Annotated in this window: 24 protein-coding genes; 23 read left to right on the top strand and 1 reads right to left on the bottom strand. The window is 49.0% G+C overall.

Features of this window, described 5'->3' with window-relative positions:
* The first annotated feature begins 5 nt into the window (after window positions 1-5).
* From Mal48_RS13460 to Mal48_RS13450, 3 genes are all read left to right on the top strand, one after another.
* The gene (locus Mal48_RS13460; RefSeq protein WP_145200263.1) at window positions 6-563 is read left to right on the top strand and encodes an RNA polymerase sigma factor; all 558 of its coding nucleotides are present in this window, start codon (window positions 6-8) and stop codon (window positions 561-563) included.
* On the top strand, window positions 560-1,306 hold the full coding sequence (locus Mal48_RS13455) for a hypothetical protein (RefSeq protein ID WP_145200259.1): 747 nt from the start codon (window positions 560-562) through the stop codon (window positions 1,304-1,306). The genes Mal48_RS13460 and Mal48_RS13455 overlap by 4 nt, the downstream gene beginning before the upstream one ends.
* Before the next feature lie 356 nt (window positions 1,307-1,662).
* Entirely contained in the window at window positions 1,663-2,490 is an 828-nt protein-coding gene (locus Mal48_RS13450) for a PDZ domain-containing protein (RefSeq protein WP_197441692.1), read from the top strand.
* Between the two features lie 241 nt (window positions 2,491-2,731).
* On the opposite strand, the gene Mal48_RS13445 is transcribed toward Mal48_RS13450, so the two are convergent.
* Window positions 2,732-3,850 (bottom strand): hypothetical protein, encoded by a 1,119-nt coding sequence (locus Mal48_RS13445; protein ID WP_145200253.1) that lies wholly within the window; start codon window positions 3,848-3,850, stop codon window positions 2,732-2,734.
* A gap of 584 nt (window positions 3,851-4,434) precedes the next feature.
* On the opposite strand from Mal48_RS13445, the gene truD reads away from it, so the two are divergent.
* The 20 genes from truD (at window position 4,435) to Mal48_RS13345 (ending at window position 25,612) form a co-directional block, all read left to right on the top strand.
* Window positions 4,435-5,511 carry a tRNA pseudouridine(13) synthase TruD gene (gene truD, locus Mal48_RS13440; RefSeq protein WP_145200250.1) on the top strand — a complete coding sequence of 359 codons (1,077 nt, stop codon included), beginning with the start codon at window positions 4,435-4,437 and terminating at the stop codon, window positions 5,509-5,511.
* Between the two features lie 448 nt (window positions 5,512-5,959).
* Window positions 5,960-7,798 carry a C45 family autoproteolytic acyltransferase/hydolase gene (locus Mal48_RS13435; RefSeq protein ID WP_145200247.1) on the top strand — a complete coding sequence of 613 codons (1,839 nt, stop codon included), beginning with the start codon at window positions 5,960-5,962 and terminating at the stop codon, window positions 7,796-7,798.
* A gap of 490 nt (window positions 7,799-8,288) precedes the next feature.
* Window positions 8,289-8,468, top strand: coding sequence for a hypothetical protein (locus Mal48_RS13430; protein ID WP_145200244.1), 180 nt, complete (start codon window positions 8,289-8,291; stop codon window positions 8,466-8,468).
* A 156-nt stretch (window positions 8,469-8,624) separates the two neighbouring features.
* Window positions 8,625-9,992, top strand: a complete 1,368-nt coding sequence (locus Mal48_RS13425; RefSeq protein ID WP_145200241.1) for a hypothetical protein — start codon at window positions 8,625-8,627, stop codon at window positions 9,990-9,992.
* 210 nt (window positions 9,993-10,202) lie between these two features.
* The gene (locus tag Mal48_RS13420; protein ID WP_197441691.1) at window positions 10,203-12,635 is read left to right on the top strand and encodes a DUF1592 domain-containing protein; all 2,433 of its coding nucleotides are present in this window, start codon (window positions 10,203-10,205) and stop codon (window positions 12,633-12,635) included.
* 33 nt (window positions 12,636-12,668) lie between these two features.
* Entirely contained in the window at window positions 12,669-13,985 is a 1,317-nt protein-coding gene (locus Mal48_RS13415) for a DUF1552 domain-containing protein (protein WP_145200238.1), read from the top strand.
* A gap of 113 nt (window positions 13,986-14,098) precedes the next feature.
* The gene (locus Mal48_RS13410) at window positions 14,099-15,097 is read left to right on the top strand and encodes a tripartite tricarboxylate transporter substrate binding protein (protein WP_197441690.1); all 999 of its coding nucleotides are present in this window, start codon (window positions 14,099-14,101) and stop codon (window positions 15,095-15,097) included.
* Window positions 15,094-15,609 (top strand): tripartite tricarboxylate transporter TctB family protein, encoded by a 516-nt coding sequence (locus Mal48_RS13405; protein WP_145200232.1) that lies wholly within the window; start codon window positions 15,094-15,096, stop codon window positions 15,607-15,609. The genes Mal48_RS13410 and Mal48_RS13405 overlap by 4 nt, the downstream gene beginning before the upstream one ends.
* 21 nt (window positions 15,610-15,630) lie before the next feature.
* On the top strand, window positions 15,631-17,097 hold the full coding sequence (locus Mal48_RS13400; RefSeq protein ID WP_197441689.1) for a tripartite tricarboxylate transporter permease: 1,467 nt from the start codon (window positions 15,631-15,633) through the stop codon (window positions 17,095-17,097).
* Between the two features lie 248 nt (window positions 17,098-17,345).
* A complete protein-coding gene (locus Mal48_RS13395; protein ID WP_145200229.1) occupies window positions 17,346-17,894 on the top strand; it encodes a hypothetical protein in 549 nt (182 codons plus the stop codon).
* A gap of 179 nt (window positions 17,895-18,073) precedes the next feature.
* Entirely contained in the window at window positions 18,074-18,346 is a 273-nt protein-coding gene (locus Mal48_RS13390) for a hypothetical protein (protein ID WP_145200226.1), read from the top strand.
* Between the two features lie 161 nt (window positions 18,347-18,507).
* On the top strand, window positions 18,508-18,735 hold the full coding sequence (locus tag Mal48_RS13385; protein WP_145200223.1) for a hypothetical protein: 228 nt from the start codon (window positions 18,508-18,510) through the stop codon (window positions 18,733-18,735).
* A 76-nt stretch (window positions 18,736-18,811) separates the two neighbouring features.
* Complete coding sequence (locus Mal48_RS13380; RefSeq protein WP_145200220.1) at window positions 18,812-19,171, top strand: hypothetical protein; 360 nt, start codon at window positions 18,812-18,814, stop codon at window positions 19,169-19,171.
* Window positions 19,172-19,312: 141 nt separating this feature from the next.
* Window positions 19,313-19,738, top strand: coding sequence for an HK97 gp10 family phage protein (locus Mal48_RS13375; protein ID WP_145200217.1), 426 nt, complete (start codon window positions 19,313-19,315; stop codon window positions 19,736-19,738).
* A gap of 41 nt (window positions 19,739-19,779) precedes the next feature.
* Window positions 19,780-20,223 (top strand): hypothetical protein, encoded by a 444-nt coding sequence (locus Mal48_RS13370; protein WP_145200214.1) that lies wholly within the window; start codon window positions 19,780-19,782, stop codon window positions 20,221-20,223.
* 63 nt (window positions 20,224-20,286) lie between these two features.
* On the top strand, window positions 20,287-20,790 hold the full coding sequence (locus Mal48_RS13365; RefSeq protein WP_145200210.1) for a hypothetical protein: 504 nt from the start codon (window positions 20,287-20,289) through the stop codon (window positions 20,788-20,790).
* 45 nt (window positions 20,791-20,835) lie between these two features.
* Complete coding sequence (locus tag Mal48_RS13360) at window positions 20,836-21,699, top strand: hypothetical protein (protein ID WP_145200207.1); 864 nt, start codon at window positions 20,836-20,838, stop codon at window positions 21,697-21,699.
* A gap of 126 nt (window positions 21,700-21,825) precedes the next feature.
* Window positions 21,826-22,275, top strand: a complete 450-nt coding sequence (locus tag Mal48_RS13355) for a hypothetical protein (protein ID WP_145200204.1) — start codon at window positions 21,826-21,828, stop codon at window positions 22,273-22,275.
* Between the two features lie 156 nt (window positions 22,276-22,431).
* A complete protein-coding gene (locus Mal48_RS13350) occupies window positions 22,432-24,396 on the top strand; it encodes a hypothetical protein (RefSeq protein ID WP_145200201.1) in 1,965 nt (654 codons plus the stop codon).
* Between the two features lie 157 nt (window positions 24,397-24,553).
* Window positions 24,554-25,612 carry a motility associated factor glycosyltransferase family protein gene (locus Mal48_RS13345; RefSeq protein WP_145200198.1) on the top strand — a complete coding sequence of 353 codons (1,059 nt, stop codon included), beginning with the start codon at window positions 24,554-24,556 and terminating at the stop codon, window positions 25,610-25,612.
* Window positions 25,613-25,615: the final 3 nt, after the last annotated feature.

Below are 25,615 nucleotides of genomic sequence, written 5' to 3'. Positions count from 1 at the left end.
AACTCATGACGTCTACATCAAAGAATCAGCTAGAACTGACGGACGATTCATTCTGGGTTCGAACCTTGAGTGAGAACGAGAGTTGGTTGCGGAAGATTCTACGGAACCGACTTGAAAACGCAGATGAAGTTGATGATGTCTTTCAGGAAGTCAGCTTGGCTGTTGCCAAAGCAGACTTACGTCCAACTGACCCTGCTAAAGCCGAAGCGTGGCTCTATCAAGTGGCGATTCGACAGGTTCTTCAGTTTCGGCGGAAAGCAGGTAGATACAGAAAACTGATTCGCGGTCAACAAGAACGTGTTCTCCCGAATGAGCAATCTGGTACGGATCCGATGGCTCTGATTCTACGAACCGAACGTCGCGAGTCGATTCGCAAAGTGATGGATCAACTCAGTGAATCGGATCGGGAAATCTTAATACTGAAACATGCAGAGAAGTGGACGTACAAACAACTTGCAGATCGGTTGGGTGTGAGTACCAACGCGATCGAGCATCGACTTCTTAAAGCGAAGCGACAATTGCAGAGACTTTTGAAACAGCTGGATTCCGAGGATGAACGATGAGTGAGAATCAGATCGATTTCGAATTACAGATTCAACGTTGTATCGACGGTGAACTCGATGAACAATCGCAGGTGAATTTCCTTCGTTCTCTCGATGAGCATGCGGATGATGATGCCTGGAGAAAGTTGTCTTTGGGGTTCGTCGAGAATCAGATTCTGGCTTCCTATTTTGCCACGGAAGAAAGTGAACCCGTTGATGTCGTCGATTCTCATGTCTCCTCGGCTCAGGCTCCGGAACCGGGAAAGCGATACAATTTTCGTCCTTTCCTGTCGTTGGCAGCAGCGGTGACAATCGGAGCGTTTCTCGGATTTGAGGCAAAACATTTCGGTTCAATTCCGAATACAGATTCAATCGTTCAACAGCGATCGGAGCCCTCTTTGCGGGAATTGAACTCTCCCGTGATTGAAATTTCTCCAGAGAGAAGTGAATCAGCGACGAGAGACTCAGGTCTTCGTCGGGTGGACCAGCTAGCTCAAAACAATCCTAATCAGGTTGCGCCGAAGCAAATTGGGCCGAACCAAAACAGACCGGTTGCTCAGGCTGCTGCGTCTTCGAATTACAGATTTTCAGATATCGATGGCTCCAGTTCAGATTGGACACATCAACAAAAGTTCTTGCAAGAACTTCGCCAGAAAGGTTACACAATCGAACGAAGTCAAAGCTCTCGGAGTGTGCCTGTTGGGAACGGTCAGGAAGTTGTTGTCCCGGCAGAAACAATTCTGATCCGCCATTCCGTTCACTGATCGGTTTCAGTCATGGCACATCGTGACTCACTGAGAGACTCCATTTTGAGCCGATTCGATGCGAAAAAATTGTTGCAGAGAAATATTTTGAACCAGTCCGAAAGCTTCTGGGATAGCCGCCTTTCTCAATGTTTGAGAGAGCAATTTCAAGTCTCAGGATCAATTCTAAGACTGCGTTTATGGCACAACGAGATGAGTACGAGATGAGCACGAGTAGGCAGAGAAGCACAAGCTATATCGTTGCGAATTATTAACTGCCCGTTCGAGTCAAATGTTTTCAATCGAAACCGCTGTGGAACATGGTGCAGTCGAACCTAAAACATTCGTTTAAGATCAAAACTATATCGGAGAAGAGCATGATCAAGACGTCGACATGGTTGTCTGGTACTGTAAGTTTGGCATTGATCGTTGCTGCGTCGCTCTACGCCAGTCTAAGCATGGCTCAGGATGGTCAACCACCGGCAAAGCCGAAAGCTGCGGATGCAGATGCTGAGCAGGGGGAGGAAGGCCAAAGAAGAACTATTATCCGGAAGGAAATTATCTTCATCGGCCCCAACGGAACCGAACACCGGATTCCGATGGGGAACCCGGTTACGATTCCTCATGGTCTTCCAAGCTACAAAACTCCGGAAGAGTCACAGAAAATTCTTGAGAAGCAGTTTTTTATTGGAGTAACTCTCGAATCAATTCCTGAAGGCTATCACGGATTGATTGGAATTTCTGACAATGAAGGTTTGTTGATTTCTAAAGTTCTTGAAAAAAGCCCTGCCAGCGAGGCAGGCATTCAGAGGTTTGACCTCCTGTTCAAACTCAACGGAGAATCAATCTCTTCTCCAATTGACTTTAAGGAAGAAGTTCGGAAGAACAAAGGTAAACAGCTCACCCTGTCGATTCGTCGTAAGCAGGAACTGCTTGACATCACTGTCACACCGAAAGCATGGGCTCAAATGAATGACGATTTCCGTAAGCTGTTTCTTCAGGAACCATTAAGTCTGCCGCTGGAGGGGCTACAAAATCCTCTGCCCGCTCCTCAAAGTTACCCCGGGATGCTTTGGGGCCCTGCAAAGCCTCAAAACAATGCGCTGCAGTCAGACATCCACAAACTTCGTGAAGAATTTCAGGCTCATCAGAAGTTGATGCTCAAAAAGTTGGAAGATCTTCAGGCTGAGTTGAAAAAGAAATAGACTCACGTTGAGCAATGACTCTTAGCCAGTCACTGAAAGTCTACGGTTCAAAGTTCTAGAAAGAGTCCGAAAACCTCGGGGCAGTCGCTTTCTTCAAAGTTTGAGAGAGCAATTTCAAGTTTCAGGATCAGTTTTACAGTCTTTGCCTTCCCGTTCTGCCATGTGGAGAGCAGTCTTTGAAGTTGTCAGGTCACTCTTCGCTAGTACGGAAAGCCTTCGAGAGTGCTCTATGAATTTGCCTCTATGAATTTGCAATGGCTGCAAACGTCAAACCGAGTGCGATGACTGAAAGCAGGGTGAGTGTAATCTTCACCCAGCTGTATGGTCGCGAACCGTGAACCGCTCCGGTCGCGGCGTTCACCATGACACCGTAGGTCTTCTCTTTGTACCGATAGACCATTGTGTAAACCGGCAGCAGCACATGTTTGAATGTGATCGCATCGTATCGGCTTTTCACAGAGTGAACACGTTGTTTATCACCCCCGATTCGATTTTTGCAATCAGCATAAATCGCACTGTCGATGATTTTTTTCGCAATCGGGAATGCCTCTGCAAGTTCGATGTCGTAGGTCCTCGCAAAGTGCCCCGCCAACACTTCTGGTGTGAATGGCAAACAGTCATGAAGCGGCCACGGGCTTAGGTCATCGATGTGTGTGTCGACCATTGATCGAGATCCGTTGATCAGCACGTCATCAAAAAAACGTTGAAATTTCCCAGCTGCGGAGTACCAGCGAGTTTTGGTGACTGTTCGTTTCTTGTCGCCGGACCCGACTGTCTCTGTGTAGTTTTCTCCACGTTCGCCGGTGTAAGCTGTAAATGTCAGGGTGTCAAAAGTCCAAAAAGGAAGATAGGCTCCGTTCACCCGGCCTTTCGCTCCACGCTTCTTAAAATCATTCGGCGCAAACCATCGGGATTTGACCCATTCTACAATCTTGACTTCGACTTTTCTGGAGTCGACTTTGAATGGAAGGACCGCATCCACCGGGATTCGAAAACCGCCTCGATGAATTTTTTCTCGCTGTAACGGAGAGCCGCAATAAGGGCACTCGGTTGATGTTAGTGTTCCTTGGAATAAAACATTCGATCCACAAGATTCACAACGAACTTCGTTGTGCTCTGCAGGTGATTCTTCCTGGCTTTCTTTGCGATTTCGAAGAACTTCGAGCATTTCATTGAAGTTTTGCTCACGGATTTCAGCATCATCCTTGAGTTCAATTTCCTTCACTGCTCCACAATACGGACATTTGAGTTTTTGATCTCCAATGTGAAACTTCAGGTCCGCGCCACATTCTTCACAGGGGAAAATCCGCCCTTGGCCTTCATCGATTTCCTGGCCTGGAATTGGAGGCGGCTCAGTCATTGGGAGTTCACCGTGATTGATCAAAGAGTTGTTGATGAGTGAAATGCCTCGATCCTAAAGCATTCGTAGTGCTTGTCGTGCACGTTGCTTGCATGACTCCATGGATTGTTCGCCACGAGCCAGAGGCGTGCATCTTTTCAAAACGGTACTTGGGCAACGAGTGTCGTCGTATGGAGGATCATGGAATTCTCAATTATTGAGCAGATTTTGATGAAACCGAAATCAGGATGCAACACCTGATTCGCAGATCAGCAGACAGCTATTCGTTGAAATTTCGCTACACTTCATTCACTTTTTCTCTACAAATCATCGAGAAACAGAATTCTCTGTTCTCTTTCTTTCCTCCTATTCTTGCTACGACCAAATTCTTAGACTCTCAAAAACGAAGACCTCATGCAGGCAATCGAGTGGCACAGCTTCGTTACGCCCATTTCATTAGGCCCACTGGGGATTCTGTCTCACAAGTTGTTTCGGCGGCAGTTTCATTCGGTTTCATTCTGTCGCATCGGTCACAGTATAATAGGAAGCATCATAGAGCCATCGTTGATTGAAGCGAGAATGCTTGAAATGAAAACATATAAAACATGCCCGAACTGACAGAACTTTTGGAAACTCCACACGAGTATTTCACCGATCGAAACACCCAAATAGGCGGAACTCTCAAGAGCGAGCCTGCAGACTTTCGAGTTGAAGAAATTCCGATCTACACACCATCTGGTGAGGGTGAACACCTTTACTTGTGGATCGAAAAGGAAGACATTTCTGCTGAGTTTCTGCTTCAGCATCTTGCCAAAACGCTTCAGATTCACCGGAATGACGTCGGCGTCGCAGGCATGAAAGATCGTCGCGCCATTACTCGGCAATGGGTCTCAGTCCCTGGCAGTTCAGAAGTGAATCTCTCAAAGGTTGACTCTGATCAGATTCGTGTCCTCGATTCAAATCGACACACGAACAAGCTGAAAACAGGGCACCTGCGTGGAAATCGTTTTACGTTAATTGTTCGAGACGTTACCCCGGAAGCAAAGACGGATGCCGAGTCGATTCGCCAAGTGATCCTGAGTCGTGGACTTCCAAACTACTTCGGGACACAACGATTTGGAATTGATGGAGAAACATTGCAAACTGGTCAGAAGCTTCTCAGTGGAGAACTCGATCCCCATAAAATCCCTTACCAACGCAGGAAGTTTCTCACCCGGCTTGCTCTTTCTGCTGTTCAATCGGCGTTGTTCAACAAGCTTTTGTCTGAACGAATCAGGCTTGGCCTGTCGCACAAAGTGCAACATGGGGATGTTTTGCAAGTCGTTGCTTCGGGAGGTCCATTCGTTTCAGATGATCCACGAACGGATCAACATCGATTCGAGACGAGAGAAGTCGTCACCACTGGACCGCTCTTTGGTCCGAAAATGAAAGAACCGGCAGGAGACGTGTACGATTGGGAATTCGGAATACTCGGTCAATTTGAGTTGTCGCCGGAAGTCTTCGGCAAGTTTAAAAAGCTGACACCGGGGGCTCGCCGTCCTTGCCTCCTCTGGCTCGATGAACTGAATGTCGAAGAGGTTGACGGAGGATTGCAGTTTCAATTCGAACTCCCGACTGGGGCTTACGCAACAATCGTGATGGAAGAATTTCTGAAGTCAGCAGCAGCTTCTGATTCGCGATAAGCAGAGCCGCAGTTTTTTCTGAAACTCATGAAACTTATTGTTCGCTACGGTAGTATAAGAACCAGACCGGCGAATGAGGCGATGAAGTTTTTTTCGGGATTGAGAGGGCGAGGCAATTTTTCTTGAGCAGTTTGCTCTACCGTGTGCCCGTGAAGAACGCATTTCTCTAGTAAAAATGCTGTTCGCCACGAGGCAGATCCTGCAAATCAAGTCGAAAGATGCTCTAGTCATGAGAAGTAACCCTGAATGGTCTCCGTTCAGTTGCGGCTTCATGGGGGGGGATTGGCTCGGTTCTACAGTCAATCAAAAATTGGTCTTTACGTTCTGCCTTTAGGACGGCAGTCTATAAGGGCATGAAAGTGGCCTTCACAGGATCAGCAAGTATTATAAATGCTCGAAGACATTCCGGATATCTTATTGATTCGGCAGATTTCAACAGGTTTTGAAAATGACACGATTTCACGCTCTTTTGACTTTCACCTTCCTGCTGTGCGGAAGTTTTTCGGCACTCGCAGCGGAGCAGCCTGCTCAACGCCTGCAACGAGAGTTGACTCCCCTAGCGACTCTCCTCTCTGGTGGAGTGGATGCGTTTGAGTTGTCTGTCGACGCAGACCTTCCAATTGATGGTGATAAGCAGAAGATTGTTCTTCGTCTTCGTAAGTTGGCCAACGGCGACTATGAATTCGCAGGGACTCACAAAGACTATTCTTTTGTGCTTCAACGAGTTCAAAACCAAACTACTTTTGCTCTTCCGCATCACAAAGTTGCTTTTGTCGGTTCCGGAGAGTCTCCTCAGGAAGATCATCTAGCCGCTAAAGGGATTTCTGGACGCCTTGTTTCAACTGATTCAACCGCCTCGAAGTATGTCACTCTTGTTCTCAATGCCAAACCGGAAGCTTTTGCATCTCTGATCGGTTTTCTACTGAAGCCCGAACTTGATGCAGAGACGAATCAGTGGAGACTTGGTGACAAAATCACAGCTGGTTTTTCGGATGAAGGCAAGCACTGCAAGCTCAACAGTCAGGAGATCGAGATCAATGTGAAGCTGACTCACGAGTTGGAAAATGACTCGTTGGCGTGGTCAGTTCCCGATGATTTCAAAATCACAGAACTTCCTCGCGACGAGATCGAAAGGCAGCTTGTCCGTGGAGTCCGGCGTGCAACTGAAATTCTTGCTCCAGAAACTCGCCTCATCAAGCCACCGCACAATTCGCGTAAAGTTGAGAATGGGGAACTTCGCTGGGTTGAAGGGCAGAGAGTCTGCATTCTCTCCGGAACTCCAGAACAAGTTGGCCTCGCACATGGTCAACTTCTGAAAGAAGAGGCTTTGAAGACAATTGATTCTGTTCTTTATACGTTCGGGACTTTCAATACGATTCGTACCGGAACCTGGTTTCACCACGACCTCAACGATGCTTACAAGCGTTTGGCTCCTCATATTCCCGAACGCCACAAACAGGAAACGAAGGCCCTTGCAACCGCTTTGGAAATCGACGAGCACCTCGCTCAAACGATCAACGTCTTTCCAGAATTGTTTCACTGTTCCGGATTTGCTGTCTTTGGAAGCGCGACAACCGATGGGAAGCTGTATCACGGACGTGTTCTCGATTATATGACCACAATTGGTCTTCAGGATGCCGCGACAACCTTCATCGTTTCAGTCGATGGAAAAATTCCGTTTGCGAATGTCGGATATGCGGGATTCATCGGCAGCGTCACAGGCATGAATACGAAGTCGATCTCGCTTGGTGAAATGGGTGGCCGAGGAGAAGGACAATGGGATGGCGTGCCAATGGCAACCCTGATGCGTCGCGCACTCGAAGAGTGTTCAACACTTCAGGAGGTCATGACACTCTGGGAAACAAGTCCCAGAACATGTGAATACTATTATGTCTTTGCAGACGGAAAAACGAACGAAGCGGTCGGTGTCGCTGCGACTCCTGAAGCGATCGAGTTCATTCAACCGGGGCAAGGGCATGAACGCCTGGGCGAAGGGATCAAGGATTCCGTTGTTCTTTCCGCCGGCAGCCGACTCGAAAAACTTCGGGAACGTGTGTTAGAAAAACATGGCAAAATCGATGCGGAAACTGCCATCTGGCTGATGAGTCGGCCGGTTGCTATGAAGTCGAATTTGCATAACGCACTCTTCGTCCCCGAAGATGGAATTCTCTATGTGGCCAATGCTAACCATAAGCATCCTGCTGCCGAACGACCTTATGTTAAGTTGAACCTTAAGGAACTCTTGCAATCAAGTGTTCAACAGCGAGCAGTTTCCAAGAAGGATTGATCTTGGCAAGAGTAAGTTCACGTTTGTCTGCAGGTATGTCGCTGCATCCTGAGTGGTCGTCTACCTCCCCCGGTGTGACTCACCGGGGGCTTAATCCACACTGAACAGCAATGCACCAATGCACCAAAATGAAAGATGCTCTTGAATTGATCCTGAATATCAAAATCCGTGGCATGATCATTTTGCGACTGAACACGATGATCGGTTGATGATTGTTGTCGGTGAGATGGGGGGATTCTGCTGAATCATCAGCGCGACACAATTTTTCTATCGAACAAGACAGATAAAGAAACTCGACTTCTTTTCGCTCTCAAACAACGAGCACTGCCTCAGACAAATCAGGCTGCATGTAAAACTTTAACGGTTACAACGAGTCTTCCGCCTCCCACGTCTGATTCGTCATTGTGAGTGCTGATTCCGCCCGGTCTCGGCATCGCAGACATTCCTCTGAGTCGATATCGATACTTCGATAACTCATGGAGGAGCTGAAGTGTCGAATACAAAACAGGAAGACTTTACTTTAGATCGACGGCTGAATTGCGTCGATAAACTCGCATCGCAAGCGGACTCGTCGAGGTCTTTACACCTGCGTCGAGAATTGTTGAAAGCTGCTTGCCACATGCTTGAGGACGAACTCTTTCAAGAACCACAGTCCCCATCGACACTCTGAAATTCGATCATTGACCGGAAGACTCGAAGCGTCTCGCAGCCGACCATTCCCCGCTTAAACAGTTCTTGCCTACATTCCCGACCAACTCTTGTTTAAACTGAATCGACATTGAATGTGGATTTTATAAACAAGTTTAAGACTCTGGGAAGGTTGTTCATGGTAGGCAAGTTGGTACCAAAGGCACTCTGTGCTTTCTCACTTTTCGTGATTACGTGCTCACAGGTTCAGGCTGAGGATTCCGTTCGCGTTGCAAGCTTCAACGTCGATGCTTCGACACCGGTTGGCAGCCCGTTAGCTTACGATTCTACAATCGGGGTGCAGTTACCCTTGAGTTGTCGCGGAGTCGTCATTCTCAGTGACCAGAAGCCGATCGTTCTCTGCGCCCTCGACTGGATTGGAATTTCCAACGGCGGGCAAACTGTCTTTAGAGAATCTTTAGCCAAAGCTGCGAAAACAGACGTTTCGCGTGTTGTGGTTCATTCGCTCCACCAGCACGATGCTCCTCGTTGCGATTTCTCTGCTGACGAATTACTCGCAGATGAGGGACTCGAAAATGCTGGCTTTGACGCACGGCACGCGCGAAGTGTTGTGGTCGCAGCTTCCAAGGCAGTTCAGGAAGCGATCGAGAAAGCGGTTTCAATCACTCATATTGGTCAAGGTGCTGGAGTCGTTGAAAAGGTTGCTTCCAACCGTCGGATTCTTGGTGAAGATGGGAAAGTGAAGTACACGCGATTCACTGCCACACGTGATCCCAAGATTCGGGCCTTCCCAGCGGGAACCATCGATCCCGTTTTGAAATCGATTAGCTTCTGGAATGGAGAGACACCAGTCGCTGTTCTCACTTATTACGCGACCCATCCGCAAAGCTACTATCGAACAGGGTTGGCCAATCCTGACTTCCCGGGCATGGCTAGAAATTCACGCGAGAAGAGTTTGGACATCCCACATATTCATTTTAACGGTGCTGGCGGAAATATCGGAGCAGGAAAATGGAACGATGGTTCAAAGGAAAACCGTCAGGTTCTTGCCGATCGTGTCGCTGCGGGAATGAAGAAAGCGTGGGAGTCTACGACGAAGCAACCAGTCAGTGCTGACGACATTCATTGGAAAACAACGAACGTGTTGTTGCCAGTCGCCGGACATCTTAATGAAGAGGATTTGGTTAAGGCTTACAAAAATTCAGAGGCGAAACCAGCAGAACGTTACGCCGCCGCAAAACATCTGATCTGGCTCAAACGGTGCCAAGAGAAAGATCCGATTCAAATCAGCTGTCTGAAAATTGGTGATATCAACGTTTTGCACATGCCGGGAGAACTCTTCGTTGAGTATCAGCTCGCCTCGCAAAAGATGGTGCCTGATGAATTCGTCGCCATGGCTGCCTATGGTGAGTACGCCCCAGGATATATCGGGACCGAAATTGCCTATACTCAAGGAGGCTATGAAGCGAGTGCGAGAGCGTCTCGTGTCGCCCCCGGTGTTGAAAAAGTCCTCATGGATGCAATGAAAGAGTTACTCAAAGATTGACTGAACTCAGCAGGAGTCTGATTTGATAGAGCAAGTCTAAAATTCGTCTTATCAGTACTGTCTCGTGGCATCAGCGTATGGACTTGTGAAAACGTACTTCGCGGACAAGAGAAGCATTGGAAATGCTCCAATTGGCTGCTCAATTCCGTTGTGCCGTTCGCGATAAGTCCAGAAGGTTCCCAGTCCCTCTGAGTTCAGGCAAGCACCTCTATGATGAACCGTCTCTCCTTTGAACTGTTGTCGAATTTTCTTGTGTTCCTGCTCGTCGTGACATCGTCAACGGACGCAGGTGAGCTAGCACCAGCGGGAACTCAAGAATTCTTCAGTTCACATTGTGTTGATTGTCACGACTCGACGACTAAAGAAGGGGGACTCGATTTATCTGCCCTCGGAAAGAATTTGTTAGATCCCCAGACGATGGCAATTTGGGTGCGAATTCATGACCGCGTTGATGCTGGAGAAATGCCACCCAAAGTTGCCGAAGCAGTCCCAGCGACTGTGCGTCAAGCGTTTCTCAAAGCGACGTCGACCGAACTTGAGTCAGCACATCGCCAGAAAAAAGGGACCGTCCTTCGGCGTCTAAACGGGCGAGAGTATGAGAACACGATCAATGATCTCTTCGGGACGAACATTCGTCTCGCAGCTATGCTCCCTCCAGATGGTCGCTCTCACGAATTCGACAATGTTGGGAATGCCCTCAACATGTCGATGGTGCAACTGAGGCAATACCTCAAGGTGATGGAGAGAGTTCTGGATGCATCCATTGCAAGCGCGGTTACGCCGCCTGAGCCGACCTTTATCAAAACAGGATATGCAGAAACATCGGAAGGGGACCGTTTCATTGGAGACAAATGGCTCAAGGCTAAAGATGGCGCTGTTGTCTTCTTTCAGGATTTCAGTTATCCGACAGGGATGCTCCGATCGGCGGGGACACGCAGTTCAGGATTGTACCGCATCCGTGTCACAGGTTACGCATATCAGTCGGATGAGCCAGTAACTTTTTCTGTCGGAGCGACAACTTTTGTACGTGGAGTGGAACGACCCACGTTCGGTTATTTCTCGATGCCACCCGGAAAGCCGACAACAATCGAGCTCACCGCATGGATTGAGAATCGATACATGCTCGACATCCGACCTTACGGAATCTACGACGAAAAATACGAGATCAAAAACAAAGGGGTTGAAAACTACACTGGCCCAGGGCTGGCGATTCAGTCTGTTGAGTTTGAAGGCCCACTCATTAACGAGTTTCCGAGTCGGGGGCACAAACTACTTTTCACTGGCCTTGATCGCAAAGAAGTCGAACCTCGTAATCCGAATGATAGAAAGAAGTCGTGGTACAAACCGAAGTTTGAAGTCAACTCTTCAAACCCAAGTGAAGATGCGCGTGTGGCTCTTCTTCGGGTTGCAGAGCACGCTTTCCGCCGTCCTGTTACAGCGGATCAGGTCGAACCGTACGTCGCGCTGTTTCTAGCTGAAATGAAAAGTGGTGAGTCATTCGAACAAGCTCTCCGCACTGCGACCACTGCGATATTCTGCTCTCCCAGTTTCCTGTACTTCAACGAACCCTCTGGAAAGCTGGACGATTACGCTCTTGCCAACCGCCTTTCTTACTTCCTCACTCGTTCATTTCCTGATGAAGCGTTACGGTCGTGTGCGAGTCAAAAGCAACTGACCAGCCCAGTCGTTCTGAAGGAACAGACTGATCGACTCCTGCAAGGAAGGCACTCTGAAAGATTCATCGACGATTTCACTGACGCCTGGCTGAACCTTCGTGAGATTGAATTTACGACACCCGATCGGAATCTCTTTCCGGAGTACGATGCATTTTTGCTCGATTCCATGATCAAAGAAACCCGTGCTTATTTCGCTGAGCAAATAAAAAATAATCTGCCTGTCGAAACCATCGTGAAGTCCGATTTTGCCATGCTGAATAATCGTCTGGCAGATCACTACCAAATTGATGGAGTGCATGGCCCGGAAATTCGTAAAGTTAAACTCCCACCTGGGCACGTTCGGGGTGGTTTCCTCTCTCAGGCGTCTATCCATAAGGTCTCCGCAAATGGAACAAATACATCACCCGTTGTTCGCGGAGTCTGGGTGCTTGAGAGAATCATGGGCAAGCACGCTCCCCCGCCACCTCCCGGGATATCAGGAGTCGAGCCAGACATTCGTGGAGCGTCCACGCTGCGTGAAATTCTCGCCAGGCATCGCAGTTCGGAGAGTTGCCGAGCTTGTCACGAAATGATTGACCCACCCGGTTTTGCTTTGGAGAGTTTCAACCCGATTGGTGGCTGGCGAGACAACTTTCGCAGTATCGGAAATGGTGAGAAAGTGAATCTCATCGTTCACGGACGAAAGACACGATATCGAGTCGGTCTCAAAGTTGATGCCAGTGGAGAATTCAGTGATGGGCGTAAGTTCGTTGGCTTTCAGGAATTTAAAGATCATCTCGCCGAAGAAGAGTACCTTCTGACGCAATCCTTCGTTCAGAAATTGCTCGTCTTTGCGACTGGTCGAGAGCTCGGGTTTTCAGACCGTGACGAGATCTCAATGATCGTGGAAACGGCAATCAAAGAGCAGCACGGAATTCGAGATCTCATCCACGATGTGATTCAAAGTGAAATTTTCAAAAGCAAATAAAGTCGAGTCATCGCTTCACCTAAAGAGAGCATCATGAAAAGAATTTATTTCTCCTCCACGAAGCCGCTCAACCGACGCCATCTGTTACGAGGAACCGGAGCAGTTGCTCTTTCGTTGCCGTTTCTTGATGCCATGCTCCCCTGTTTTGGAAGCAGACTCCTCGCAGACGGAACAAAAGCGGATGAATCTCCACACCGATTTCTGGCAACATGCACAACTCTCGGCTTGCATACTCCCGCTCTTTTTCCGGAGAAAGTAGGTTCTGACTACGAACTGACCCCGTATCTGAAAACCCTGAAAGAGCATCGAGATCAATTGACGATTCTGTCAGGGCTCTCACATCCAGAGCAGCAGGGCAACAATGGGCATGCCTCTGAATTGACTTGGCTGACATCTGCGCAACGTCCCGGATTGGCAGGTTTCAAAAACACAATTTCGATTGATCAACTCATCGCTGAGCAGGTTGGGATTCATACCCGTTTTCCCTATTTGGCGCTTTCGACAAGTGGACGATCAATGTCGTGGAATGCAAACGGCGTTGAAATTCCTGGCGAGACCCGCCCCTCGGAAATTTTCAAAGCTCTTTTTATTGATGGCACCAAAAATCAAATCGCTGATGAGGTTCGCGGGCTGCAGCGGGGGCTGAGCATTCTCGACACTGTTCAGGGCGAAGCGAAAAAACTCAATCAAAAACTTGGGAAGCGCGATCAGGAAAAACTCGACGAATATTTCTCTGCGATTCGTGACCTCGAGTTCCGATTCAAACAATCTTCGAACTGGGCGACCAAACCAAAACCTAAAACTGACGCAAAGCCCCCCAAAGATATCGCCGAGAAAACCGATGCCATCGCCCGGCAGAATTTAATGTACGACATGATTGTTCTGGCTCTTCAGTCGGATTCGACAAGAACGATCACTTTCCAAATCAGCGGCATGAATGCTGTTCCCAAAATTCCGGGAGTCCAGAACGATTGGCACAATCTTTCGCACCACGGTAAAGATCCTGCGAAAATTGATGAACTGAAAATCATCGAGAAAGCTGAATTCGAGGCTTTTAATCGCTTTTTATCGAATCTCCGAAACGTCACTGAAAAAGGAAAATCGCTCCTCGATCATACGACAGTCATGTTCGGTTCCAATCTCGGAAATGCCAGTAGCCACAGTGCACGGAATCTTCCAATTCTGATTGCTGGTGGTGGATTCAAACATGGTGCTTATGCCGCTCACGATGCCAAAGACAATACGCCGATGGCGAACATGTTCGTCACGTTTGCTCAGCAAATGGGGATAGAAATTGATACTTTCGGGAGTAGCACAGCAGCCGGAATTCGAGGACTGGAGTTAGTTTGAGCTTGCTGACTCTGAGTTTCGCATTTCAGTCTCTTGCACAATTTCATCATCTTGAGAAGATGCATTCTCAAAGATTTATGAATTCTCGTTGCGTTCCGCCAAGAGGGTGTCGATTGTCTATTCTATCTCATTATCGATGGGTCGTTCTGTGCGCGACCCTCCCAGCAGTTCTTCTCTGCTCAGGTTGCCCAAAAGATCCACAGGCACTCATTGACGATTATCCCAATAAAACAGCGACTGTGATTTGCCCTTGGTCGGCTGGAGGGGGGACAGATCGTTGTGCCAGGTTCTGGGCAGAGCAATTGCAATCGAAGTTTGATAATCCATTTGTCGTCATGAACCGCACTGGTGGCAGCGGAGCGATTGGGCATTCTACGGTCTCGCGTGCAAAAGCAGACGGGTATACCCTCGGGATGCTGACAGTTGAACTCAGCATGATGAAGCAGATGGGCATCAGCGATTTAACATACCGCGACTATCAATGCTTGATGCAAATCAATGCCGATTCCGCAGCTGTCGTCGTTCGCAAAGATGCTCCCTGGAATAACATCAAAGAGTTTCTCGCCGACGTGAAATCCTCTGACGAGAAACTGAAAATGTCAGGGACAGCGAGCGGAGGAATCTGGGATTTGGCTAGAGTCGGAATGCTCAATGCAGCTGGGATTGAGCATGATTTAGTGACTTGGGTGCCGTCGAAAGGATCAGCACCAGCACTGGTTCAGTTGATGGGAGGGCACATTGATGCCGTTGTTGTCAGCGTCCCTGAAGCAATGCCTCAAATCCAAGCTGGTGAACTGCGACTGCTCACAGTTATGGACGAACAACGCCACCCAGACTTTCCCGACATCCCGACTTTAAAAGAAGAAGGATACGACTGGTCTGCTGTTGGTTGGCGTGGGCTTGCTGTTCCTAAAGAAACTCCTCCAGAAATTGTCCAGAAACTCCTCAGCGAATGTGAAACGATTGCAGACTCAGACGAATTCAAGGAGTTCATGAACAAAAATGGATTTGCCATTGTGGTCCGCGGACCCGATGAGTTCACGAAGTTTCTTGATGAGCAGGAAACGCTATGGACGCCTGTCATTGAACTCGCCGGGTATGCGAAACAATGAGTTCAGACCAAACTGAAAACCAGCAATCCGTGTCGACTCCTTTTGGCTCTGCCTCATTTGGACTATTTCTTATCGTCCTGAGCGGAGCGATTTTGTACTTTTCTACACAGATAGAAACGTTCGATTTCGGGAACCATGATCCCGGCCCCAAAGCGATTCCTGTCGCGACGGGAATTATCTTGTTGCTGGGTGGGATCGCACAAATTTTCACAGCTGTTTTCAAAGAGAATTTACTTCAACAGTTTTCAAATAAAACAGAGGCTCATGCCGAGACGGAGGGAACTTCACAGAAGCGAATCGCAATGACTTTATGCGCTTTTGTTTTCTATGTGATCAGTCTTAGTTATGTCGGATTCATCGTATCCACAACACTTTTTCTACTTGTTCTTCTGAAGCTGTTCGGGAGTCGTTGGGGCGAAACGATCATTTCGGCAGGCGCGATCGTTCTCTTTGTATACGTGTTGTTTCAATTGGTCTTTCAGGTCTCGCTGCCCGCGGGGAGTCTCTTTTGATCAGTAACCAGGTCTACGTTTGTGTTTGTTGAACTTTGTCAGCCATCGGTATTGGTTCCCTGGTTTCTCGCGATGTTGCTGGGGATTTTTGTTGGGGCAACTCCGGGATTAACCGCCACGATGGCGGTTGCGTTAATTGTTCCGATCAGCTTTCACATGTCCGCAAATGCTGGACTGGCAATGATTATCGGGGTCAGTTTTACTGCGATCTTCGCCGGTGATATTCCGGCGACCTGGCTCCGTATTCCGGGGACTCCCGCCAGTGCAGCAGCGACACTCGATGGTTTTCAACTGGCAAGAAAAGGAAAGGGGAACTACGCACTGAGCCTCGACCTGATCTGCAGCTCAATCGGTGGAGTGATTGGAGTTGTGACTCTCATACTCATCGCACCGCAACTCGCCAGATTTGCACTGATGTTTGGGGATTATGAATATTTTTGGTTGGGAGTTTTTGGGCTTTCAATGAGTGCCATGGTCACCATGGGGAAAACTTCCAAAGCGCTTCTGGCTGCCACGCTCGGGGTCTTTATCTCGGCTGTCGGTCAGGATGTCGTCAGCAATGCTCAGCGTTACACATTTGGTCATGTCGAAGCACTTGGCGGCCTTCATTTCATTCCAGTGATGATTGGACTTTTTGGTGTTGCTGAAGTTCTTAGAAATGTGGGACAGCAAAACTCTCTGAGTAAGCCGACTGCTCAGTCTGATGCCTCAACATTTTTCTCTGTCTTCCCGGAAGTTTGGAGACAGAAATGGAACGTCTTTCGATCCGCTCTCGTCGGCACGTTGATCGGCGCTTTACCCGGAGCTGGAGCCGACGTCGCTGCCTGGGGTGCGTATGGAATTGCCAAATCATCATCAAAGAATCCAGACGATTTCGGTAAGGGGACGACTGAAGGTGTTGTCGCCCCAACGAGTTCTAATAACGCTGCAGTCGCTGGGGCGTGGATTCCCGCACTTGTCTTCGGAGTCCCCGGCGATGCCGTGACAGCCATTGTTCTCGGCGTGCTGATGGTTCACGGAATCAAGCCTGGCCCCTTCCTTTTCGAGAATGGAAGCGATCAAGTCAACGCGATTTTTACCATCGCGATTGTCACTCAATTCATGCTGATTCCCTGCGGATGGGCTGGAATTCGAGCTTTTGGACTGATTCAAAAACTACCGAAAAGAATCGTCCTGGCGGGTGTACTCGTCTTTTCGACTGTTGGTGCTTATGCCATCAACAACAGCATGTTTGATGTCTATGTGATGCTCGCGTTTGGGGTCATCGGGTTTTTTTTAGAGGCCTGCAAAGTCCCTGTTGTCCCGATGATTCTTGGCTTGATTCTTGGTCCACTCGTTGAAGAAAAACTTCGCGCCGGGCTCATCGCGAGTGAGGGCAGCATTGTCCCGTTCTTCTCAAGACCGATCTCACTTACGCTCGTCTTACTGCTCGTTCTTGCTTTTGTTTTGCGACCGCTCTGGTCTCTGCTTAAAAAACAGCCTCGCTAGAGCATCTTTCGAATTGGTTTGCAGGATCTGCCTCGTGGCGAGCAGCATTATTGCTAGAGAAATGCATTCTTCACGGGCACAAAAGCCCCGGAAAATCTCTCTCGCTGAGAAGATTGCGCAACCTGCTCGTCTTGGTTAATCACCGACTTGGAAACCGATGCACTGAGAAATGTTCTCAGTTTACGTGATTCGGTTCCAGGTGATTTAAGAGCGGATACATTGCAAGCATGTGATTACATATCGAGACGATGCAGATGAAACTCCTTGGACAAGACCTCGAACTTAAATTTCTTCAACCGTTTTCATTGAAACGCCCAGATGGAAGAGACTGGACGTTTCAACTCAGCCCGCTCCCGCTCGGGTTTCAGAAAAAACTTCGAGACAAAGGGATTACTCCTCCAACTCCGCCAGTCAAAATTTCTCGCGATTCGACTGGGAAGCCGATACGAGATCACGCAGGGCAAGTCGTTACTTTTACTGATTTGAACTCTGCTGAATTCCTCTCCGATTCGGAGCTCTATCATCAACGGGTCGCCGTCCTTGCTGTCGTTGAAGCTCTTCGCAACGACAGTAGTGTCTGCTTTGAAACCGTTCCCCCAGAAGTGGATGGAACGAACGGACTCAGTTGGGGGGACTTTGCAGATGCTGTTTTCCAGGAACTCGAACAAGCGGGGTTTACTCCAGGTGACCTCCTCGCATTCTGTGATGAAATTTGTCGAATCAGCAACATGCTGGATGGTCATCTGCGGGAGGCACAAGCAAATTTTTCTTCGCTGCCGGTCAACAGTTCGAGTTGAACAAGAACTGGCAACAGCCTCGGACTATTGAATTCTGGGTGCTGCGAACTTGTGAGCGATTCGGGATCGAACCGAGTCAGTTTCACAAACTTGGCTACTCTCATCAAATTTCTTTACTCGCGTTTAATTCGATTCGACTCTACGAAGAATCGAACAACGAAGTGACATCTGGATAAGCTATGACCGACTTAACCAACCTTGATTCCGTTTCAGGAAGCGAATTGACCTCGCAACAAATTCAAGGAATCCTGAAGCAGATCGATCTCGATATCACCAACCTTGTTCGGGAAGGCAAACTCTCTGCACTGAAATATTCTGTCCCCGGGAAAGCGGGACAATCGACAGACCGAGCAGCGAATCTCAATGCTTTGCTCACTGCTCGAGCACATTATCAGAATCTTCTGAACTCGATGCCCGCCTGGTCCACTTCGCAGGCGGTGCTCACCGACTAGGGCAGTTTTCTCCCCGTGTGTTCATGTGCCCGTTTGAAACGCGTTTCTCCAGTGAAATCACTGAGCTCCGCAGTCAGTTTATGAAGTCGTGATTCCGTTTTGCGGGTATGACGAGCAAGCAAAAAGTTCGAGTCACTCCACCTATGTATGAGTTGCTAATAATGCATGACGAAAGCCTTGACCGCATTCTTGAATCGCTTTGCCAAATTCAGATCAGTCTTGAAAGTTTGCGGGTTTCTGTGACATCGATGAATGATGTTCTCGGAGATCATGAAACACGTCTGCGAAAGATCGAAGTCTGGAAGCATAACCTGACTCCCGTGCTTGCTGTTCTGACTTTTGTTCTCGGTGCCATTTTTAGTGTCGCTGTTGGAAAAGTGATCTCATAGCTCTGCTCAGCCATGCTCATTCTTTCTGGTGTTCTGAGTTTTTCTTTCTCCATTTTCATGAACTGACGAGTATTCCATGTTAGACATCCTCAAGTCGGACACGCTGCAAATTTTCAAAGACTGGGGAGTCGCAGCGACTCTGGAAGAAGTGCAGTCCTACTACGATCCTGAGGCTGGCCAAATGGAAGAGTCTGTCGTCACTTCTGCGCTGACGGTCCTCGCAGGCGAAGTTCAATCTCAGCATTCACCTGCCACTGCAGCTATTACTCCGACGAAAAAAATGATCTTGGTCGTAGCTGTCGATGATTTTCCATTGAGCGTGAACTTGAACACCGCTCGCGTGATCTTCAATGAATCGACCTACAAAGTCGATTTCATTTCTCAATCCCATCTTCCGGGAACGGTTGCCCTCGAATGTTTCGCCGATGGCTTCTGAATTTCTTTCGCAAGACCTGCTGCGTCACTCTGAACTTGAACCAGTCCCGAACTTTTTGAATCGTTGCATTTCTCAAGGTTTGAGAGAGCAAATCTCGGTTCATTTCTCACGACCTATCACCACTCAAATTGATCTCGACTCATGCCAATGCGAATTGAAATTTCAGACACCGTCAGCCAGAAGCTTCGCGACTTGAATGAGTCAACGATCCTTCAGGCCAGGCAAGAGATGGTCCAGCAGATTGCTACAGATGTGTTGGCGAATACAGCTCAACGCAATCCGGTCGAAACCGGCCGCAGTCGCTCCGGGTGGGCAACTGCAGCGGAACAAGTTTCAGGGAGGTCTACGGAAGTGGCTGATAGCTCTGGTGTGGGGAGCTCATCTGGTGAAGGGACTGCGACTTTCACCAGCGACAGAACGACAAGCCTTGTAAATGCCACGAACAACGTCCCGTACATCACTTATCTGGAATATGGGACATCCCGTATGGCTCCATTTTCGATGCTGCGTGAATCGCTGGCAGGAGTCTTGGGGCGGATCGGCAGCATGTTTCGCCTCTCCCGATAAGAGACGCACCGTTACCTATTAACGTCGAGAGAATTTTCCGAATGAACATTTCCGATCTTACAGCGTCGCTTCAAAAATATTGGTCAGTGAATGGGCCAGAAGGAGTGCCGACACTCTTTTCCGGAGCGACTCTCGACGTCTCCCAAAAAGTGCGTTGGATGGAATTTTGGATCGGTCAATTCAAAGAGAAGCCCCGGCGGCCGGATGCTCCTGTTCAATTCGAGCTTCTGGTTGATGTTCATCTCTTTTCTCGCGAGCGAAATAAGCGATCCATCAACGAACTTGCCGATTCGGTACGGAACACTTTTCAGTCAGCATCGATACCGATTCTCGCGTCAACGTCATCGGAAACTGACGTTGGCAAGATACGGCTCTCGGAACCGATTGTGCGTGATTTCTCGCGTCCTGAGACCGTCGGGGGCGTAAACACAATGCAGCATCTGCTGATCTCCTATCACGCACATGCCATCGGGCTCAGTGAATAGTCGACGATTTTCAGCAGCTTCTCTTAACATCACTTCTCAGGTACTTACAGACAGGAACTTACCATGGCAGTTTCAAACCTTACTCGAAATCTTCGTGACGGCGAACTTGTGATTAAAGATAATGGACTCGCGGGAGCTCTGACCGTTCTTCTCGATGAAGGCGATCTCACGTGGACGCAACGACAGAACACCATTGAAGTGAAAGACCGTGGGTCAATTGCAAACGGTCATACTCGCAGTGGAGACGACGAGTCGGTTTCCATTTCGTTCACAGCAAAGTGGACTCAACTTTTGGGGGCTGCAATCAATGCCGCTGATCCGTTGCAACTGTATGAGACGCTGACCTTCCACCCGAACGCTGGGCTCGGCAGCACTTCAGCCGTTGGGGAGCAACAAACACTCACCTTTGAGTTCACGATTCTAGATCCAGCCGGAGTCGCCAGCGAGAAAGTTGTCTTCGAAAAAGTTTATCGGGAATCACTTAGCATGTCGGAAGGCGATGACACAAACCTCATCTCTTTTACCGGAAAAGCCTTTCAAACTGAGCCGACAATTTCGCGGCTGTAGGCGTCATTGAAGTTATTCTTTTCCCTTTTTTGGTGAGGTCGTTCAATGTCTTTTTCTGAGTCTCTCACGGTACGTATTCTGGGTGACAGCTCGGACCTTCAGCGTGAACTCGACTCCGTTTTGAATCGATTTGATGATCTGAAGAGCCGGATTACAGAGTCGACCAACTCCGCACGACAGTTTAGCTCATCGTTCAGCCGACTCTCACAGAGCATTGGACCGTTGCAGCAGGTGAGCAACCTCATCGCAAGAATCGGCCAACAATTACAATCGATATCTCAGCGTCCCATCACGTTGAACGTGAGCTCTGCTATGCAGGCTCTGCAACAATTGACTCAAGCTGCACAGAGAACCGCAGGTGCCATTCAGGCAATTCCTTCAGTTCCTTCCGTCGGGCCTGCCTCGCTTCCCCTTCCCTTTCCGGGAGGTGGAAGAGTGCCCAATCAGCCGCCTCGAAGAATGGCCAGCGGGGGGCTCGTCTCTGGGCGTTCTGGAATTGATCGCGTACCAGCGAACTTGACTTCGGGTGAATATGTTATCAATCGTTCCGCTGTTGAAGCTCTCGGACTTGGGTTCCTGGAGGCCTTAAACTCCGTCCCGAATCGAGTGCGAATCGATGAGCGTGAATCCATTGGTAGCCGGCCTTCGCGAGTCGCTGGTCTTGGTTCTCCACCAGCTTTTTCTTCTCTCCCAAGTTTGCAAGGTTCGCTAACAAAGCCGACACGCAGTGATGGTCAATTCCAAAGACCGGTAAAAAGTCGAGTTGAGACACGTGACCTTAGTCAAAATACTCTGACGAATAACCACTTTGGCGGAATCACCATCGAGGTGTCTGAAGCAGCTGATTCGGAATCATTGTTACGCAATCTGGAGCTTCAGGGGATTGGGCGGCGTATTCGCCAGGGGTGAGCATTCAAAGTTGAAGACAACGATTGCTGAGTATCGGTTAATACGAGACCACGAGGCTTCAATCTGCACTCGCAGGATTGTTTCTTCTCGAATTCAATCGAATCAATTCACGAAGGCAAGTTAATCATGTTAATGTTTCATCCAGCGATTGTCAGAGGGGGAACCAAGGTTGATCTTCCGCGTCCCATCCTGGTCTTTCGAGTTCGTGATGCCTGGGATTTTGAAAAAATGAAAGTCCCGTTGCGAGATGGTGACCAGTTGACTGGACACTCCCGACAAGGGGCAGACATCGCAATCGAGGGGCAAATTGGACAACATTCAGGTTCTCTTAAAGTGACGGAACCCGAGATGCTTGCCGTTCTGGAAACGCTGCGAGACACGCTTTCGGTCAATGCAACAGCGGGAACCTTCTCGCTTGTTGTCTTTGCGGATGAATCTTCAACCGATCATCGATACTTCAAGGCGTGCACGACGACGAAATTCGAATTCGATCTTTCGAATCAGCACCTGTATTCGTTTTCAGCCATGATCCATGCCGCTGATCCGCATTTGTATTCCGGCCTGTTGCCGGAATAAATATCGCCCCGGTCCTGCCCGAAACCGTTTGCTAGAGCAATTTGCTCTACCTTGTGCCCGTGAAGAACGCGTTTCTCTAGAAAAAATGCTGTTCACCACGAGGCAGATCCTGCAAACCCATTCGAAAGATGTTCTAGCGAAACGTGAAGACTCATTATGACATTCGAACGCCGAATCCTCCATCACGGTCCGACTCCTACTGGAACGCCAGTGGTCCTTTCAATGCACGCCTTGAAGAAATGCTGGTTCGAGCTGAATCGGCAAGGAGGATGCGGGGCAGCGGAACTGATACTTGCGAATGAATTCTATGACCGCGACCAGGTCGATATCGGAGATTGGATCAGCTTTGAATACAAGGCTTCCGAACGCTGGTATCTTGGTCGTGTTGAAGAACGTGTCGCGGAGAGTCCTGCTCAGACACGATTTCGCCTCGAAGGCATGTCTATCGAACTTAATGAAGTTTTTCCGGGAGGATTCGGTGAGGAGGCGGACGGACAGAAGCCACATCGTTATGCCAACACTGATCTCTTTCAGCATGACCCTGATCGTGATCAGGAAACTTACGACTCAATTGCTGATGCCGTTGAACTCGTCAAATTGCTTATGCAGCAATACGTCGCCCCGCAAACGCACATCTCGTATCACCCCGTGCAAGTTGAACATCCCGAGCAGGATGCGACAGTGACGAGCCTGAAGTTCCGTGGTGAAGAATCTGTTCGTAGCGTGTTGAAAGAACTTGCTGTTCGCGCACAATCGGCATCATGGGGTGTCGATGAACAGGGAAAGTTTTTCTTTCTCCGCCGCCGCGACACACCTCTCGCACATTTCCGTGAAGGGGTTGATCTGACCTCGCTGACTGAGATTCGGGATCGCGAGCACCTCTACAATCGGCTCTTGCTGACTGGCGACTACATCTATGATCAGCGTGATCACTCGGATGAAATTGCTCGAAGGTCATTTCGTTGGCGTGGCAACTTTGTGGAACCGAATAGTCGGGCAGTCCATGGTGAGCGGCGTCTCCGCATCTGGCTCCCCTGGATGCGAACTCAACACGATTCGTTCTCTTTCGCCAAAGAATTCTTTCGGACCTATTCACAACCACAAAGCCGTTACCTGATCGAAACAACAAACGTAGCTCAACTCTCCAAACCATGGGAAGGTCGGTACGCAGTCTTCGACCAGGCTGGAGGGCTTTTGGCATATTCATACGCAGAAACTGTGCGGATATATTTTGACGGTACTCCACGGATGCGAATGGAACTGGGGCCGATACATCCGCGTGAACTCTGGGCGGAACCTCCACATGATGAGCGATGGGAACTGCCAGATCAAATGCCTTCAGCTGGTGGTGATGTCACATTGCCACCATCAATTCCAGTGGGTGATCCTCCTCCGCCTCAACCGTCGGTTACCCCGTCTCCGACTGATTCTTTTCTATCTTCGTTAGTTTCAGAGAGTCTCGATCCGAGTGCTTTGGACTCTTCCGAAGTGGCGAGTTCAGACTTCACGTCGTCCGGTTGGAGTCGTGCATCTTCAGGCTCGGAATCAGAAAGCGGAGACGTTCTCGGAAGTGGTTCGAGTTCCGTCTCTACGAATTCCGCTTCATTGGTGGATGGGTCCTCGGTGTCTGAGTCTTCGGGGCAATCGCCTTCAGCTTCATCGGAGATGGAGTCCTCTCAAGCCACTTCAAGTGGTTGGAATTCTCAGCAAAGCATTGGTGAGGAATCTGAGGGAAGCTCTTCGTCCGTTTCGGAACCGGGAAGTGTCCAAAGTCTCGATGAAAGTACTCAGTATTCATCTGTCTCAAGTGGGCAGGGTGAGGAAAGTTCGGCAGAGCCAGGGGGATCCGGGGCGAGCGCTTCATCGATGTCGAGTTCAGTTTCAAAAAGTGAGCAGTCAATCTCGTCTCAAGGAGGTGAATCCTCATTGGGAGGGACATTCTCGATGAGTGGGGAGACCGGCACTTCGAACGCTGGGAGTGAAGGAACAGGGGAGGGGGCGGATAAATCGAATTCGAACGGGGCAACGACTGATTCGTTCGGATCGTGGAGCGACTCTGGACAATCACGACTCACAAGTGAGGCGGACCACTGGGAGAGCACTCTTGACCTGAGTTCTTAGTGATGAAAATCGCTGTGAAGCTATCCGGAAAGCATGCACTTGATCGGGAGGGCAAGCATTCCATCAGGTTCGTTGATGCACGGAATGAAATGACGAACTCAGTTTTTTCTCCTGAGCTCGTTATACATCACTGGTGATATGATTTGGAGAATGAGGCATGTTCTTTCGCTTGCGGACAGATGGAACTCAGGTTCCGATCAACATTCAAAATATGTATGCAGGGCCAACATCAAGCTCCTGCTGGATTATCGGCGGTGGTCCTTCTTTAAATTCGCTGCCGATTGATGCGATTCAGAATTCTCCGTCACCCAAATTTGCTATCAACCTGGCGGGCAGCCAACTGCTACGGCCCACATTCTGGACAAGCTACGATCCAACGGCCCGTTTTCACCGATCCATTTATATGGACCCTTCGGTGATCAAGTTCGTACATCGTTGCCGATCCATGAATCTTGTCCCTGAGTCAACGTTCAAAGTTTGTGAGTCTCCCTCTACAGTTTTTTTTGACAGAAATCGGGACACTGGATTCTCCGGGTTTCCTGATGCAAGCTTGCCACGCATCACCGACTGGCAAGATTCGATGATTCAGGCAATTCACATCGCTTATCGACTCGGATTCCGAAAATTGTATCTCGCTGGATGTGAAATGGTGATCACCCCTTCGGAGTCATTTCAGCAGCGAGCCAGGGAGTGTGGAATTGAATACAGGGAAAATGAACTGCTTGGCGAATTTTTGAAACGCTGCGAAAAAGATGGGATCAGCAAGCAGGAGATCCAGCAACTCGCGTTGGGACCGCAGTATCACTTTGATGAATCAAAATCCTTCGACTCAGCAGTTCAAACAGATTTTCACTATTTTCGTGTCGCACAGTATTTGAGACTCTCTCGACAATCAATTTCATTGGCTGGTTTGGAATTGATCAGTGTAACGCCGAAAAGTCGGCTGAATGATTTCTTCACTTATCAGACTGTTGAAAACGCAGCGAAGTCGATTCTTGAGAGCGTTGGCTGTCCTGCGAACGAAGAGACTCGTGGGCTTTATTCGGAACAGAATCATCGTACTCCGTTGGGGCTCGGTCCAATGCGTGATTTCCGCCCGCACTTCTGGAAATCAGATGTCACCAACCTGCCAGCCCGAACTCCGGCTCAATCCGCCAGAAAGCCGAATTCGCTTCTGCTTCCGGAGATTCCAGTGAATCTTCGTGAAAATCCATAAGCC

Source organism: Thalassoglobus polymorphus, from assembly GCF_007744255.1.
Taxonomy (GTDB): Bacteria; Planctomycetota; Planctomycetia; order Planctomycetales; family Planctomycetaceae; genus Thalassoglobus; species Thalassoglobus polymorphus.
Note: the sequence above shows the minus strand (reverse complement) of the source record. Positions and strands in the feature narration are given on the sequence as shown.

Coding starts and splice junctions, on each gene's coding strand:
- Mal48_RS13460 (WP_145200263.1), top strand. CDS start 6: ATGACGTCTACATCAAAGAATCAGCTAGAACTGACGGACGATTCATTC.
- Mal48_RS13455 (WP_145200259.1), top strand. CDS start 560: ATGAGTGAGAATCAGATCGATTTCGAATTACAGATTCAACGTTGTATC.
- Mal48_RS13450 (WP_197441692.1), top strand. CDS start 1,663: ATGATCAAGACGTCGACATGGTTGTCTGGTACTGTAAGTTTGGCATTG.
- Mal48_RS13445 (WP_145200253.1), bottom strand. CDS start 3,850: ATGACTGAGCCGCCTCCAATTCCAGGCCAGGAAATCGATGAAGGCCAA.
- truD (WP_145200250.1), top strand. CDS start 4,435: ATGCCCGAACTGACAGAACTTTTGGAAACTCCACACGAGTATTTCACC.
- Mal48_RS13435 (WP_145200247.1), top strand. CDS start 5,960: ATGACACGATTTCACGCTCTTTTGACTTTCACCTTCCTGCTGTGCGGA.
- Mal48_RS13425 (WP_145200241.1), top strand. CDS start 8,625: ATGGTAGGCAAGTTGGTACCAAAGGCACTCTGTGCTTTCTCACTTTTC.
- Mal48_RS13420 (WP_197441691.1), top strand. CDS start 10,203: ATGATGAACCGTCTCTCCTTTGAACTGTTGTCGAATTTTCTTGTGTTC.
- Mal48_RS13415 (WP_145200238.1), top strand. CDS start 12,669: ATGAAAAGAATTTATTTCTCCTCCACGAAGCCGCTCAACCGACGCCAT.
- Mal48_RS13405 (WP_145200232.1), top strand. CDS start 15,094: ATGAGTTCAGACCAAACTGAAAACCAGCAATCCGTGTCGACTCCTTTT.
- Mal48_RS13395 (WP_145200229.1), top strand. CDS start 17,346: ATGCAGATGAAACTCCTTGGACAAGACCTCGAACTTAAATTTCTTCAA.
- Mal48_RS13390 (WP_145200226.1), top strand. CDS start 18,074: ATGACCGACTTAACCAACCTTGATTCCGTTTCAGGAAGCGAATTGACC.
- Mal48_RS13385 (WP_145200223.1), top strand. CDS start 18,508: ATGCATGACGAAAGCCTTGACCGCATTCTTGAATCGCTTTGCCAAATT.
- Mal48_RS13380 (WP_145200220.1), top strand. CDS start 18,812: ATGTTAGACATCCTCAAGTCGGACACGCTGCAAATTTTCAAAGACTGG.
- Mal48_RS13375 (WP_145200217.1), top strand. CDS start 19,313: ATGCCAATGCGAATTGAAATTTCAGACACCGTCAGCCAGAAGCTTCGC.
- Mal48_RS13370 (WP_145200214.1), top strand. CDS start 19,780: ATGAACATTTCCGATCTTACAGCGTCGCTTCAAAAATATTGGTCAGTG.
- Mal48_RS13365 (WP_145200210.1), top strand. CDS start 20,287: ATGGCAGTTTCAAACCTTACTCGAAATCTTCGTGACGGCGAACTTGTG.
- Mal48_RS13360 (WP_145200207.1), top strand. CDS start 20,836: ATGTCTTTTTCTGAGTCTCTCACGGTACGTATTCTGGGTGACAGCTCG.
- Mal48_RS13355 (WP_145200204.1), top strand. CDS start 21,826: ATGTTAATGTTTCATCCAGCGATTGTCAGAGGGGGAACCAAGGTTGAT.
- Mal48_RS13350 (WP_145200201.1), top strand. CDS start 22,432: ATGACATTCGAACGCCGAATCCTCCATCACGGTCCGACTCCTACTGGA.
- Mal48_RS13345 (WP_145200198.1), top strand. CDS start 24,554: ATGTTCTTTCGCTTGCGGACAGATGGAACTCAGGTTCCGATCAACATT.